Annotated in this window: 10 protein-coding genes; 3 read left to right on the plus strand and 7 right to left on the minus strand. The window is 53.9% G+C overall.

Translation table 11 applies throughout. The features are described from left to right. Positions 1 to 18 precede the first annotated feature (18 nt). Positions 19 to 792 carry a cyclic-guanylate-specific phosphodiesterase gene (pdeH, locus tag DFO57_RS17410; protein ID WP_110015546.1) on the minus strand — a complete coding sequence of 258 codons (774 nt, stop codon included), beginning with the start codon at positions 790 to 792 and terminating at the stop codon, positions 19 to 21. 268 nt (positions 793 to 1,060) lie between these two features. On the opposite strand from pdeH, the gene DFO57_RS17415 reads away from it, so the two are divergent. The 3 genes from DFO57_RS17415 (at position 1,061) to DFO57_RS17425 (ending at position 3,797) form a co-directional block, all read left to right on the plus strand. Then, complete coding sequence (locus DFO57_RS17415) at positions 1,061 to 1,993, plus strand: sugar kinase (RefSeq protein ID WP_110015547.1); 933 nt, start codon at positions 1,061 to 1,063, stop codon at positions 1,991 to 1,993. A 66-nt stretch (positions 1,994 to 2,059) separates the two neighbouring features. Further along, positions 2,060 to 2,503: a VOC family protein gene (locus DFO57_RS17420; protein ID WP_015701302.1), complete on the plus strand. Its 444-nt coding sequence runs from the start codon at positions 2,060 to 2,062 to the stop codon at positions 2,501 to 2,503. A 421-nt stretch (positions 2,504 to 2,924) separates the two neighbouring features. After that, entirely contained in the window at positions 2,925 to 3,797 is an 873-nt protein-coding gene (locus tag DFO57_RS17425) for an alpha/beta hydrolase (protein WP_014607005.1), read from the plus strand. A 4-nt stretch (positions 3,798 to 3,801) separates the two neighbouring features. On the opposite strand, the gene DFO57_RS17430 is transcribed toward DFO57_RS17425, so the two are convergent. The 6 genes from DFO57_RS17430 to DFO57_RS17460 form a co-directional block, all read right to left on the minus strand. Beyond that, positions 3,802 to 5,310 (minus strand): pitrilysin family protein, encoded by a 1,509-nt coding sequence (locus DFO57_RS17430; RefSeq protein ID WP_013024042.1) that lies wholly within the window; start codon positions 5,308 to 5,310, stop codon positions 3,802 to 3,804. Between the two features lie 245 nt (positions 5,311 to 5,555). Further along, a complete protein-coding gene (locus DFO57_RS17440) occupies positions 5,556 to 6,845 on the minus strand; it encodes a dicarboxylate/amino acid:cation symporter (RefSeq protein WP_170934936.1) in 1,290 nt (429 codons plus the stop codon). A 218-nt stretch (positions 6,846 to 7,063) separates the two neighbouring features. Then, positions 7,064 to 9,073, minus strand: coding sequence for a biofilm formation regulator HmsP (hmsP, locus tag DFO57_RS17445; protein ID WP_015701304.1), 2,010 nt, complete (start codon positions 9,071 to 9,073; stop codon positions 7,064 to 7,066). Between the two features lie 205 nt (positions 9,074 to 9,278). Next, a complete protein-coding gene (locus DFO57_RS17450; protein ID WP_110015548.1) occupies positions 9,279 to 10,283 on the minus strand; it encodes a glycosyl hydrolase family 8 in 1,005 nt (334 codons plus the stop codon). Between the two features lie 9 nt (positions 10,284 to 10,292). Beyond that, on the minus strand, positions 10,293 to 10,739 hold the full coding sequence (gene bcsD / locus DFO57_RS17455; RefSeq protein WP_013024038.1) for a cellulose biosynthesis protein BcsD: 447 nt from the start codon (positions 10,737 to 10,739) through the stop codon (positions 10,293 to 10,295). Further along, positions 10,739 to 14,545: a cellulose biosynthesis protein BcsC gene (locus DFO57_RS17460; protein ID WP_072138484.1), complete on the minus strand. Its 3,807-nt coding sequence runs from the start codon at positions 14,543 to 14,545 to the stop codon at positions 10,739 to 10,741. Before DFO57_RS17460 ends, bcsD begins: the two co-directional genes overlap by 1 nt. Positions 14,546 to 14,553: the final 8 nt, after the last annotated feature.

Below are 14,553 nucleotides of genomic sequence, written 5' to 3' on the forward strand. Positions count from 1 at the left end.
AGAGCGCGCGGGAAGGGATCAATCAAGCTGCACAGGAAGGCTTTCCAGTTCGGAAAAGGGAGCAGGACGAGAAAAAAAATACCCTTGAGCCGCCATCGCCGGGGACGATTTAACCTGATCCCACTCCTGTTGCGTCTCAACGCCTTCAACAATCACGCCGTTGCAGTAACGATTTATCAGCGACAACAGCATGGGAAAAAGTATCCGGCCTTCATCTGACGCACGTAAGAGAATAAAAAGTTCACGTGACAGCTTAATGTAGTCGTATTTAAGCTCGGTCAGTGCAGAGAAGTTCGCCATGCCCGAACCGAAATCATCCAGCCACAACGGCCCCAGTTCAGGCATTTGCGCGACCATCTCCTCCTGAGGCAGGACATGGTGCTCGGTCAGCTCAAAGCGAACCCAGGGTAAACGGGTAATCAGACTGCGAATCGGTACATGGTTTTGTATCAACGACAACGAAGGGCCGTCAATATTCACTGATGCCATGACGTTATTGCGACCAAAGAACGATTCCCACTGGGTGAGTAATTCTAACTGCTCCTGAACAATATTAAGGCGTTGTGCTATTTCCAGCTCAGAAAAATAGGCTTCAGGAGACAGTTTCTTCTCTGGTTCAGACGGATGTGTGATGGCCGTCAGCAGTTCAATCGCCAGCAGTTGCCCCGAAACCTTATAGATGGGCTGAAAGGTATAGCTGCGTTGACACTGTTGCCAGATGAGACGTTTTTTTTGCTGCGGGTTGATGTCAATTGAAGAAGGTAGCCATTGACTAAAATTCTCCATAACCATGGTCTTTTCCTGGTTGATAGTAAGCGCCTTCATCTGGCGGCCTGGCAGCGTTTATCGTTTAACATTCGACAACTTAGTGAAAACCCGGCCACGTTGAAGCAACGAGTCTACGCCTCTTTTAGTGCGACAATCGCCGAAACAAGCCGCTTTATCGGGTTAATTATCGCTTTACCTCACCCTAAATTAAATTAAAACGCTGTTTTAAAAAGTTGACGATGACGCTAACAAACGCGAGACTGAAGCAAATGTAAACTACAGGCCTTAAACCATGACGCATAAAAAAATCGCCGTTATCGGTGAATGCATGATTGAACTGTCCGAAAAAGGCGACAACATTAAACGCGGCTTTGGCGGTGATACGCTCAATACGGCCGTTTACCTTGCCAGACAGGTCGATCAACACAAAATCCGGGTGGATTACGTGACGGCGCTGGGAAACGATCCCTTTAGCGCACAGATGATCGCCCGCTGGCAGCAGGAAAACGTGCATACCGACCTGATCCAACGCCTTGAGGATAAAATGCCCGGTCTGTACATGATCCAGACAGACGACCAGGGCGAGCGCACATTCTGGTACTGGCGCAATGACGCGGCGGCACGCTACTGGCTTAATGGCCCTCTGGCAGAAGACATTTGCCAGCAGCTGGAACATTACGACTACCTTTATCTCAGCGGTATCAGTCTTGCTATCCTGACTGACGCCAGCCGTGCAAAGCTCATGCAGGTGCTGGCAAACTGCCGCAAAAACGGAGGCAAGGTGATTTTCGATAATAATTACCGGCCTCGCCTGTGGAAAGACAATGCCAGTACTCGCCAGGCCTATCAAAAGATGCTCGATAACACGGATATTGCCTTCCTGACGCTGGATGACGAGCATCTGTTATGGGGCGTGCAGCCTGTCGAAGACGTCATTGCCCGGGCACGTCAGGCAGGCGTTAGCGAGATCGTCATCAAGCGCGGTGCGGAATCCTGCCTGATTGCCGCGGAAGACCAGCCTGTTAGAGAGGTTCCGTCAATCATGCTGGCTAAAGAAAAGATCATTGACACCACGGCGGCGGGCGATTCGTTCAGTGCGGGCTATCTGGCTAAGCGTCTGGTTGGCGCCTCGGTCGAGGAGGCCGCCCAGCGTGGTCATCTCACTGCCAGCACGGTTATTCAGTTTCGTGGGGCGATTATTCCGCAGGAAGATATGCCTGCATAATTGCTCTGTCGCGTGGCCAGGATGAGACGAGTATCCTGGCCATGCCTGACTGTAAACGGAGTCAGTATGAATCGCATCAATCTGGTCTGCCTGGGCGTGCGTGATATGGAAAAATCCCTGGCCTTTTATAAAGGCATCGGTTTTAAAACGCAGGTGACTGAGCAGAATCCGCCCATCGTATTTTTCAATAATTCCGGCACCAAACTCGAACTCTTTCCTCTCGATAATTTGGCAAAAGATATCAATGAAACCCATCCACCCAGGCTAGCCGACGACGGATTCAACGGCATTACTTTTGCCATTAATGTTAAGTCGAAACACGAGGTCGACGATCTCATGGAGTTGGTACAAAGCCAAGGTGGAACCCAGGTAAAACCGCCGCAAACCGTTCACTGGGGTGGCTATAGCGGCTATTTCCGCGATCCCGACGGCTATTACTGGGAGATTGCCTGGGCATCATTCTGGAAGTTTGACGATCGGGATATGCTCATTATCGATGAAAGCCCATAGCCATAGCCATCGCGCTCTGGCGCGGCGCAGCCCGTGCCAGACTTCCCGCATGCACAACAGTTAACCGCGCAGCAACACATCACTTTCTTTAAATAAAAACACGATAAATATGTCCTCCGTTTCCGTCAGGGCAAAAGGAAAATCCATTCATTTTACTTAAGTCAGCCAACCCGTTTCCTTCCTGCTTTATCCTGCCCTCGTCCGTTAATGCTGGCTAATCTTAATTCATTTTTATTCCTTTAAAATTATCGGCTTAGCACCATACCCAGCATGCCAGGCATAGTCTGAATCTCGGCATTTTAGCGGTTTTGAGTTGGACGATTAGGCCAAAAGAGGCCATCTTTTAAACAGCGACAGCAGGATGCTGTTTTCACGGCCGCGAACAAAACAACGACAACATCTCTCGCATCAGGACACAGCTATGAATACTGAAATCATTAATATCTGGCCTAATGGTGATGCGCCCGGTGCCAGCGATTCTCGCGCTCAGCCACAAATAGTCGATACGGCAAAAGAGTACGAACCCTACGATCGCGTGGCAACCGGCGTTCGCTGCCCGGAAATGGCTATCTGGCATCCTGTGGAATCCAACGGGATTACGCTCCTGGTCGCGCCCGGCGGAGGCTACCATCGCATCATGATTGACCGTGAAGGCAGCGCGCTGGCAACCTTTTTCACCTCTATGGGTTACACCCTGGCCGTCATGACCTATCGCCTGCCCTATGACGGACATCATGAAGGACCAGATGCTCCGCTCGCCGATGCGCAGCGAGCCGTGCGCGTCCTGCGTGAGCGGGCGCAGCGTGGGCTGAACGGCAAATACATTGTTATGATGGGTTTTTCGGCTGGCGGCCACGTTGCCGCAAGTCTCGGCACGCGGTTTGCGGAGAAGATTTATCCCGTTCAGGACAACGCAGAGAATTTTTCGCCTCGTCCGGACGCCATGGTGCTGGTTTATCCTGTGATCAGTATGCGTGATGGCCTGGCCCATGAAGGCTCGCGCACCCGTTTATTAGGCGCATGGCCTGACCAGAAAGCGATTGATGCCTATTCACTCGAAACCCGGGTGCACAACCAGGTGCCGCCGACCTTGCTGATTCATGCCGCCGATGATGATGCCGTCCCGGTGAATAACAGCATGGTGTTTTTCAGCGCATTACGGGAACACAATGTTCCCGTCGAAGTGCATTTTTACCAGAAAGGCGGGCACGGTTTTGGCATCCGTGGCGTCGCGGATTTGCCCCTCGCCAGTTGGCCAATGTTAGTGACCGAATGGCTCAGGGCAAAAACCTGATGGATCAGGAGGTCGGTGGCGCTGCATCACCGGCAGCGTTACTGTCCGGCTGGCTGACGTCCCCGCCGGCCGCTGGTGCAGATGCTGTCGCAGGCAACGTCATCAGCTTATCCCAGCCCGTTTTAAGGCTCTTAACGTTGGTTTCTGATTCACCTTCCGGTTGAATCAGTACCATCATTAACTCCTGACTAAGTTGCTGCCGCAACTCCTGATTGAGCTGATCGCGCGTCAGGCCGGAGAGAAAATCCTGCCGCAGCTTTTGATACTGCTCCGGGGCAATATCTACCACTGAATTGCGCTGCGATCGTAAACGCTGGCTAATCAGCACGTCAGTATCTGTGCGCGCGTAGGTTGTGAACAGCTTATTCAGCTCCAGAAGTTTTTGGGCCATCAGGGCATCAAACTCTTCCTGTGGCAAACCGTTATCGCGCACGGCAGCCAGCTCGCGGGCAACCAGGTTCATATTCTGTTCCAGGCTGTCATTGCGCGTATCCATATTAATGGAACACTGCGCGCGCTGGTAAAGCACCCGACAGTCAAATCCCACCTGCACACCCTGAACTTTTTTATTGCTCATCGCGCGCTGCACGTGCCAGAACAGCGCTTCGCGCGCCAGATCGCTACGCCAGTAACGCTGCAAGTTCTGTGAGTCCCGGATGGGCTGCCACGGCGTATCCCAGACAAGGGACAGGCGATCCTGCGCTAACGTGCCGCTGACCAGATTAACCGGATCATGCGGTAAAGGAGACAAGGTGGGCATGGATGCAGGGGCGCTGCGCTTGCCTTCCAGCGGTGAAAACGCTTTGTTGATTTGTTCGGAAAGGTTACGGCTGTCGACATTGCCGACGACATAAAGTGTCATGGCATCTGGTGTATACCACTGCTGGTAGAAACTTTTCAGCTGCGCGACGTCAACGGGGGCACGCGGCTTCTCAGCCGGATCGTGCGCTAGCAACGCCGATCCTTTCAGCCGATAGCGCCACCAGACATCCTGAGTATCCGCAGGCCAGGTTCTTACCGGATCGGAAGCGGACAGGGCTGTATCGACAACCTGATTGGTAATCGCCATATCACCCGCCGTGGCCGCCAGCCAGTTCAGGGCTTCTTTCAGTAACTCAGGGCGGTTATTGGGCAGGCTTAAATTGTATTGCGTGTAATCATACGATGAAATAACCGGCGGCAGAGGCCGCTGTGGATCGATACTCTGCTGCCATAATGCGCGCTGCTGATTCGTATCCAGGGCGGTATTGTGTACCAGCGCCAGGCGTGACAAAAGGTGGCTAAAACCGGTTTGCTGGGCGCTTTCCACCAGTGAACCGGTATTAACCACCATGCGTAACTCAATGCGATCGCTTGGCCGTTGCGGTGTTGCCAACAGTTGCCAGTTAAATCCGTTGTCCAGTCTTCCCTGTTGCCAGGCTGGATCAGGTTGCAGCGTTTCTGCCGGCGCACCGTAACTGGTCGCTGCCAGTACTAATCCACCAACCAAAAGCCGAATTCTGGTGCCCTGCATGTGAACCCCTACTCAAACAATTCAAAAATCGTTATCACTGGCGCGTTTAGCCGCGTTTATAAGCAAACCGGACATGGCCGATTCGCGCTGCCGATCATTAACAACAGGTTTGACCACAGGAAGACCGGGATGTCACGCAACGAAGTGAAAAACGTTGAAAAAAACAAGTGGGGTTTATTATCCAAATGCCCGCTGTCAGGGCAAGTGACAGCGGGCATTTGAGAGGATTAAATCACATTCAAAGGTTAAATCGCAGATTCTGAGGGATTTTCTGCCTTATTTTTGCCCGCCAGCGTGTCACCCAGCTGTTTTTTATCCAGCTGATCAACCCATTTTGCCACCACCACCGTGGCGACGCCGTTACCGACCAGATTGGTCAGCGCACGCGCTTCGGACATAAAGCGGTCAATACCTAAAATCAGCGCCAGGCCAGCAACCGGTAAATGTCCTACTGCTGAAAGCGTTGCCGCCAGCACAATAAACCCACTGCCCGTTACCCCGGCTGCGCCCTTGGAAGACAGCAGTAGCACGACCAGCAGCGTAATTTGATGGAAGATATCCATGTGGGCATTGGTGGCCTGGGCGATAAAGACAGCCGCCATCGTCAGGTAGATTGAGGTTCCGTCCAGGTTAAAGGAATATCCTGTTGGAATCACCAACCCCACCACGGACTTCTTACAACCCAGCCGTTCCATCTTATCCAGCATACGTGGCAGTGCAGATTCCGATGAAGAGGTGCCCAGTACAATCAGCAGCTCTTCTTTGATATAGGCAATGAATTTAAAGATGCTGAAGCCACCGAAGACGCGAGCGATGAGTCCCAGCACCACCACCACAAACAGAATACAGGTGATATAGAAGCAGATAATCAGCTGTCCAAGCTGGACCAGTGAACCTACACCATATTTACCGATGGTAAAGGCCATGGCACCAAATGCCCCGATAGGCGCAAGGCGCATGATCATGTTGATGATGCCAAAAATCACTTTGGAGAAGCTTTCGATCACGTTGAAAATTAACGTGCCCGTGTTGCCCAGACGATGCAGTGCAAAACCGAACAGGACGGCAAATAACAGGACCTGCAAAATGTTACCGCTGGCAAAAGCACCAATCACGCTGCCCGGAATCACATCCAGTAGGAAGGCAACGATGCCTTGCTGCTCGGCCTGCTGGGCATAAATGGCCACAGCTTTCGCATCCAGCGTCGCGGGATCAACGTTCATGCCCACACCAGGCTGTACAACGTTAACCACGATCAGACCGATAATCAGCGCAATAGTACTGACGATTTCAAAATAGAGCAGCGCAACCGCACCCGTGCGGCCGACGGCTTTCATGCTTTCCATCCCGGCGATACCGGTCACCACCGTACAGAAAATCACAGGCGCGATGATCATTTTGATCAATTTAACGAAGCCATCCCCTAACGGCTTCATTTGGGTACCTAAATCTGGATAGAAATGGCCCATAAGTACGCCGATAGCAATGGCGACCAGAACCTGGAAATAAAGGCTTTTAAATAGTTTCATAAACAGGTATCCACTAACGAATAGGGTAATGTTGTCGGATTTTTTATTGTGACTGGCTGGCGAGGCAGGCCGGGCCAGACAGTGGACAGAAAATAACACTCTGTTTACGTGATTAATACAGGGCTGCAAAGTCAGGGGAAATGATACAAGCGTAATTCTGAACTGAAACGCTTCAGCAAGGGGTTTTGTAACTAAAATTCTTGCAAAATCAAGGAATCAGAGGGTTAATCCTCCGGTTGAGGTGAGGGAACCCATTGCGCATTGAACTGAGCCAGCGGCAGGGCTTCAGAGTAGAGATAACCCTGACCAATCGTGATACCACGCGCAAGCAGCCAGTCACGCTGCTCACAGGTTTCCACCCCTTCAGCAATCACATCCAGATCGATAATATCCGCAATGGCCGCAACGATGCGCACCATGGTGTCATCTTCAGGTAAGGCGGCCACAAAGCTGCGGTCCATTTTAAGCTTATTGACTGGCAATGACTTAAACTGGTGCAGGTAGTTCAGGTTGGAATAGCCCATCCCAAAGTCATCAAGCGCGACGGCAACACCGGTTTTTTGCAACATTCTCAGCAGAGAAATAGCCTGCTCGGCATCGCCAATCTGCGCGGTTTCGGTAATCTCCAGCACCAAAGAACCGGGCGCAATGCGATGCCGCTCAAGCAGAGCGTGCAGATGGCTGACGATGCTGGCATCGCGTAACTGTACGGCAGAAATATTGATACTCAGCGGCACCGTTACGCCGTGACGCTGCCAGCCCGCCAGAATGCGACAGGCTTCCTCAACGACCCAACGGCCAATGGCGGAAATCACCCCGATCTCTTCAGCACTGGCAATGAATTCTTCGGGTAAGCCATAGCTGCCGTCGCCCTGACGCATGCGTAACAGCGCTTCCGCACCGGCTAACCTGCCGGTCTGCATATCGATTTGAGGCTGCAGATAAAGGGCAAACTGTTCGTCGTGCAGGCCTTGTAAAATATCATGTTCCTGGGTCAAGCGTTTTTGCGCACGCTCGGTTAACGCGGCATCAAAAAACAGGATCTGATTTTTGCCCTGACGGCGTGCTGACATCATGGCCGAGGTCGCTCTGTCCAGCATCTCACCGGCGCCCATCGACTCGCCCTCTTCACCTAATGCCAGGCCGATGCTGGCGTTAGGCCGTAGCTGCAATTGATGCAGATTGACGGGCTGGTTTAGGCGAATCATCAGGTTACGGGCCAGACGCAGGGCGCGAAACGGGTTATTGGCCGATTTCATCAACAGAACGAAATCGCTGGTTGTGGTCTGCGCTAAGACAGTGTGGTCATCAATGGTGCTGCGAATTTTCTCGACCAGCGTCAACATCAGCGTATCGCGCTGCTCGTCGCTTAATACGCCATTGGCTTCCTGCAGCGTTTCAATGCGAATGACCATCAAACTAAAAGGCTGTCTCCGGGAAGAGATAAACTGGTCCAACAGTGCTAAAAACAATGCCCGGTTAGGCAGATCGGTAACGGCAAAGTGCGTCGTTAACCGGCTCATCTCATCGTGGATGGACTCCAGCACGTGTTGATTGCGGTTATAACTGCGAATCAACATACCAATTTCATCGTCGCGATGATCGGCAGGCAGGGTGAGTTTGTGCGTCAGGATTGACTGGGGCGGCAACTCCTGGATCTCACGCGAAATTCGCCGCAGTGGATGCACCACTAACCGGTTGATGCACCAGCTGATCGAGACCGACAGTATCAGCGCCAGCAGTAGGTAGGTGATGATCATCGTCGAGAGCGTGCTCAGGATAAACTGATAAACACGCGTTGAATTGGCCTGTAACACCAGATAGGCCAGCGGCTTAGGTAAGCCAGTATGTTCCACCGAATAGAGCGGTAGCGTGATTTGCACCGGCAGCTCAAACAGACGGGCCACCAGCCTGGGAATCGGCTTTTCGTTTTCAAAATTCGCGTGGAGCGCCTGAAAAGCATTGGGCAACACCACATCCGCGCGCGATAAGATGCCTGCCGGCTTAAGAGAGTGAAGAATGCGTTCGGCCTGGGGAATATCGGCTTTCAGGACGGCTTCAGACAGCGGCTGACGCACGGTATGCGCGATATTCTCCATTTGCTGGGCGTAGTCGATCCTGCGCTGCTGCACAAAATGGAACAGTTGAATAACGATAAAAATGCTGATGGTGACCGTCGCAATCAGAGAAACGGCTGCCATCTGTTTTATCGTCAGTGATCGGCTTACGCGCAAAAATTTTACTCCCGGCTCGCTAAGAGCGTAGATATCCGTCTGGAAAAGCGCGTCAAGTATATCCTATTGCAGTGTTATTTTGTGGCTTAAGGGGGCTGAAGCAGACGATTCAGAAAGGAGGAAGTAACAAAAAGAGAGTTGCCTCAGCAGCATCCCCTCAATGTGGAACCGTGAAGGAATGCTGCCGTCTGTGTTCAGGCCACGATCAACGCTTTTCCTGATAAGCCATCCAGGTCAGTAACTGCAGGCTGGCAGAAAAGTAGTTCTGCTCAGGAGACAGTTTGTCACTCAGGTAGCCTGTTTCGTTGAGCACCAAATCACGTACCGCCAGCAAGCCGCCTTCCAGATGGTAAGGCGCCGCCGTATTGGCCAGCACATCAAACCAGGCCGGCGTATTCATACGACCATAGCCCTGCCAGAGTCGCTGGAAAGGCCCCAGCGCCAGGCTTTGCGGATCGTACCACCAGATATTCAGCGGCACGCGGATGGCATCGTAACTAAAGCGATTTGAATAACCCACCGCGGGCGCGACGGAGCCGTCGGCGTTCAGCGCGACCCAGTCAAGCGGCAGATCGCTGTTGCCAAAATGCATCTTGCCCAGCAGCGCCATCCCGCCGTCAATCAGCTTGTTCCAGACCTGCAAATGGCTGCGCTGGCCGAACTCCTGCCAGGCGACAAACAGGAAATAAGAGGGATTCAAAACCACATAGCTGTTCTTATTGAATCCCTGCGCGCCCGGCATCATTACGGTGTAGCCACCGAAGTTCGTCACATCGAGTTTGACTATCGCACGCTGAATGCGGTCCGATTCCTGCTGATAATCGCTTGCATTCCATTTTTGCGCAGCCCGTTGCAACGCCCATGCAATCAGCACATCGCCATCGGACGCGTTATTTTTATCCGCGACAGGATCCTGTGCATCAGGAATGTAGCGCCAGTAGAACAGATCGTTTTGCGGATTGCGCAGGTTCGTGCGCGTCCACTTCCAGAGTTTATCGAAGGTCGCGCGATCGTTATAAGCAACCGCCAGCAACATGCCGTAACCCTGGCCTTCCGTGTGACTGACATTATTATTTGCCGTATCAATAATGCGTCCGTCTAACTGAAGAAAGCGGCTTTTATAGGTATCCCAACCACTTGCCATCGCCTGGGTGCTGAAAAACATCATAAACAAGACCAGAATACCGGACCACACTGGCTTAACTCTCATCAGAGCACCTTATTGATATCGAAAATGCATGGTATGACCATCGTTCAGCTCCAGCACAACCGGTACGGTTTTACTGCCGCCTTGGCCCTGAAGCCAGCCAGAAAACATCCCCGCCAGGATGGCGCTCAATGCCGCCTGCCAGTGAGCGACCGACTGTGTGCTGTCGCCGACAGGCAGAGCATGATGCTTAATCAACAGGGCGTTTTCCTGCGGCTGTAACTGCACAAATCCCCAACTGAACCGGGCCAGCTGCAGGTTCACTTCTCGTTCGAAATCCTGCACCGTACGCGATTCAGGTAAAGGATAGCGTGTCGCCAGCGATTCGCCCATGCTGTGCAGAAACGCCTCCGCCTGCTCCTGGCCTGCGTTGGCGATCATTCCTTCGACCATAACGCTGACCAGATCAAACCAGCCAGGCTGATACGGGTGGGTCATCCCGCTAAATGCTTCACTCATTACTTCTCTCCGAATAAATAACGGAAATAGAGCTGCGCCGTGCTCTCGTTATAGTCACCAAAGGTGTCATAACCCAGCTGTCCGCCAATCGTGACATCTTTATCAATTTTGTAATCCGCGCCCGCATGCAGGTTATAACCTACACCGTTTTTACTGTTGCCTTCATAGAAGGCGCTTTTCACATTGCCATTGGCAGCCAGCTGCTCCAGCTGCGCCTGACGGCCCGCATCGCCCGGGAAATAAGCACTCTTATCCTGACTGTAGCTCTGGTAACCCACTGCGCCGCCAATGTTAACTTTAAGATCGTCAAACGTGCGTGAGAAGTCGACTGGGAAAGAAATCGACGCATAGTCCTGCGGGCTGAAATAACCGCCCTGACCATAGCTAAAGTAGCTGAGGTTTTTCGAGAAATTCATCCAGGACAGGCTCATGCCGACCTTTAGTTCACGATCGTCAGCATAGAAAGGACGGACATAAACACCCGCATTGGCTTGCAGGTTATTGTTACTGGCCACGTTATTCCCCACGTAGCTGTAAGCGCCTGCCCCGACAAATAATCCGGCATCGCCGTTGTCATAACTCAGAAGCGCATTGCCGCCGTTTTTGGTGACATTACCCCAACGTTTGCCGCTGGATTTGTCTTCCGCGCCAACGTAAGACAGCAGGCTGTCGGTAATAGCCCGGCGCTCACCGGTCAGAATCAGCGTCAGGAAATCCGTGAGTTTCGGCGACCATTGCACCCCTCCCACCAGCGTATTGAGATCCTGGCCCAGTGGCGTGCTGCCCAGATCGACTTTATAGCTGTCGCCCTGAAGGGCAAGATTCAGCTCCACACCGGATGCGCTTTGCGAATCAGTTGTGGCAGTCGGGACATCGTCAACTTTGGCAAGACCGGCCGCGACCACTTTGCCCTGCTCCAGCGCATTCGTGCCAAAGCGACGCCAGGCATCGCCTGCACCGCTACCCGCCGTGAGTGAAACGGGTGTCATGGTAAAGTTGAAACGCGCATCGCCAAAGGGCACGGTAGAGAAGGTCAGCGGTGCTTTGGCTTCCGTTAACTGACTCAACCCTGACTCACCGTCACGCCCGCGCACCTGCACGGTGCCCTGCGCCCAGGTGCCGGTCTTTTCCTGCAACCTCTCCATCATGGCGTCAACATCGTGCAGCGTCTGAGCCTGCTGAGAGGAAACCGTGTTGGCACTGGCCAGGGTGCCCTCCTGCGCGCCCTCTGCGGATACCGGCGCAACCTGCCACGGCAGCACGGTGCCATAGCTGGACGGCGTGCGCCCCACGGGCGAGGTACTGCGATTGATAAAGGGATTGTCGGCCAGGGCCAGTCCGCCAATGGTCGGCGTGGCACCCGGCTGTGCGCCTTGCAAACCAATAATCTGACCGCGCGCCGAGCGTAGATAGCGCATGGCCTGCATGTGATCGCCATTGGCCTCGGCGACCTGCGCCAGGAGCAACTGACGCTGTGGCGTCTGGCTAGACGTCAGTCCTTTTGCCAGCTCATTGGCACGCTGCACGTTATTTTGTGCCAGCGCGACATTGATTGCGCCAACGCGCGCATCCTGGGATGGCGTATCCTGGGTCATCAAATAGTCGTAGACGACGCCCGCGTCTTTATTCATTTTGCCGTCCTGATACAGACGGGCCATGGCGAACATCAAATCACGGTTCTGCGGATCGCGCTGCAGTGCACCAATCAGCTTATCGTAGGCAGCTGCATACTGCTTCTGCTGTCGCAGCCGATCAACGTCGTTAATCAGGTAACCTTCACGTATCTCTGCCAGCTGCTTTGGTGTACTGCGTGTCTGCAGTTCGGGCAGGCTAAGAAAACGTTGTGCCTCATTGTCCAGCCCGGCCTGATTCAGTACGGCTATCTGAGCGGCATAATCTCCGGCATTCCCCTGAACACCGCGCTGCATATTTCCGCGAACCACCGCCACCGCACTGTTGATATCGCCGGCCTTGGCCAGCTTTTGTGCCAGGTTCCCGGCATCAACAGGATTATCAGGCGGATTCACCGCCAGCGCTTTCAGCGTGTTTGCCGCTGCGGCATTCGATCCTTGCGCCAGATACTGGTCGGCCGTGGCCATTTGCAAATTGAAATTCACACGCTGCGCCAGTTCCCGCATATCACGGTTTTGCTCGCGGGCAGGGATACCCGCCAACAGGGAACTTGCCTGCTGCCAGGCTCCACTTTCACTGGCGTTGATAGCGCCCGCATAGCGTTCCGTGGTGCTGGCACCACTCCGCATCACCGGCTGCATGACGCCTGCCGCCAGCAGGGTATTCCCTTGCTGGCGATAAAGGCGGGCGAGGTCGAGGCGTAACCAGCCATCCTGCGGATAACGCTGGATACCTTGCTGCAGGGTGGCAATCGCGGCATTGATATTGCCTGCCGCGACCTGACGTTTCGCCTGCTGGCGAATCGGATCAACGCTGCTGCCTCGCGGCGCCACACTTTGCCTGACGCTTTCCGGCAATGAGGCCAGTAACGTATTGGCTTCAGCGCTGCGGTTCTGCTGACGCAGCACGTAGAACAATCCTTCGCGTGCGCTCCGGTTATCGGGATCGGTTTTCAGAATCGCGCGGTAAGCCTGCTCTGCCTGATCGGGCTGATTACTGCGGCGCAAAATATCGGCACGGAATAAGCCGGCCGCAACGCCCTTCTCACCTTCGGCATGCGTCAGCGGTTCGCTCAGCGCCAGTGCCTGCGCGCTGTCGCCATTTTTAAAGGCCTGCTGGGCGCTGGCTAACTGCGCATAAAAACGCGCATCAGCAGCCTGCTTCTGGCGATCGGCGCTTTGATCGCCACCCAGTTGCGCCGCGCGCTGCAGATAATCCGCTGCGTCCTGATAACGGCCTTCTCGCTGCGCGACGTATCCCATCCCGGCCAGCGCATCCGCATCCTGCGGGTTAGCCTGTAACACTTTGCCGAAATTGCTTTCTGCCGTGTTCACGTCGCCGCTGTTAAGCGCGCTAAATCCCGCGCCTTTTTCGGCTCCGCCCACGTTCTTGCGGTAATAGTCCATTACCGCATTATCCTGGGGATGTCGCTGCTGCCAGGTCTGGTAAAGCGAGGCATCCGATGCCTGTGGACCCAGCCACAACAGCGCCTGACGAAGAGAACGATCGGCATCCTGATTGCCACTTGCCAGCGTACTCAGCAAGTCAATGCCTTCACGTCGGGTCGAGTCCTGATAAGTCAGCGCCTTGCCCAACGCCAGTTTGGCCCCCGTATCCTGAGGATGCTGGGCTGAAAACTCGCGCAACGCTTCAATCGCCTGTGGCAGCAACGTGCGATCGCCGGCCATGGTCAGATAATATTCGGCAGCCACGCTGGCGGGCGGTTCGTTGCCGCTAAAGGTATTGCGCCAGGTCTGCAAGGCCGCCGCAATATTTCCGCTTCTGGCCTGCTGACGGGCCAGCGAGAGTTGCGCCTGGGGAATCGTCTGCAACTGACGGGCATTATCCAGTTCAGCAAGGTGCGGATTGTCAGGTGAAACCTGACTGAGACGCGTGCGATACTGCATCGCTCCTGCGTTGTCACCGCTTTGTTGCGAATAGAGCGCCAGCAGATAAAGCGCCTGAGTATTGTTCGGCTCAACCATGAGCACTTTTTGCAGTGACGCTTTCGCCAGGTCGTCATGAGCCTTTTGATGCCAGTAGGCCGCCTGATCAAAGAGCGCCTGCAAGGCCGGGTTGCTGCTCTCCGCCGCCTGCAATGGCAAAGACAGCGAGAGCGCCCCGCCCAGTAACAACGCACGACAGATACCGGCACTGATTTGGTTTTTATTCATTATGATGA

Origin of the sequence: Pantoea sp. AG702, assembly GCF_003182295.1 — a bacterium.
In the GTDB taxonomy this organism is placed as follows: domain Bacteria; phylum Pseudomonadota; class Gammaproteobacteria; order Enterobacterales; family Enterobacteriaceae; genus Pantoea; species Pantoea ananatis.

Bases quoted from the DNA above. Each gene is read 5' to 3' on its own strand.
- pdeH (WP_110015546.1), bottom strand. From the start codon at position 792: ATGGTTATGGAGAATTTTAGTCAATGGCTACCTTCTTCAATTGACATC.
- DFO57_RS17415 (WP_110015547.1), top strand. From the start codon at position 1,061: ATGACGCATAAAAAAATCGCCGTTATCGGTGAATGCATGATTGAACTG.
- DFO57_RS17420 (WP_015701302.1), top strand. From the start codon at position 2,060: ATGAATCGCATCAATCTGGTCTGCCTGGGCGTGCGTGATATGGAAAAA.
- DFO57_RS17425 (WP_014607005.1), top strand. From the start codon at position 2,925: ATGAATACTGAAATCATTAATATCTGGCCTAATGGTGATGCGCCCGGT.
- DFO57_RS17430 (WP_013024042.1), bottom strand. From the start codon at position 5,310: ATGCAGGGCACCAGAATTCGGCTTTTGGTTGGTGGATTAGTACTGGCA.
- DFO57_RS17450 (WP_110015548.1), bottom strand. From the start codon at position 10,283: ATGAGAGTTAAGCCAGTGTGGTCCGGTATTCTGGTCTTGTTTATGATG.
- bcsD (WP_013024038.1), bottom strand. From the start codon at position 10,739: ATGAGTGAAGCATTTAGCGGGATGACCCACCCGTATCAGCCTGGCTGG.
- DFO57_RS17460 (WP_072138484.1), bottom strand. From the start codon at position 14,545: ATGAATAAAAACCAAATCAGTGCCGGTATCTGTCGTGCGTTGTTACTG.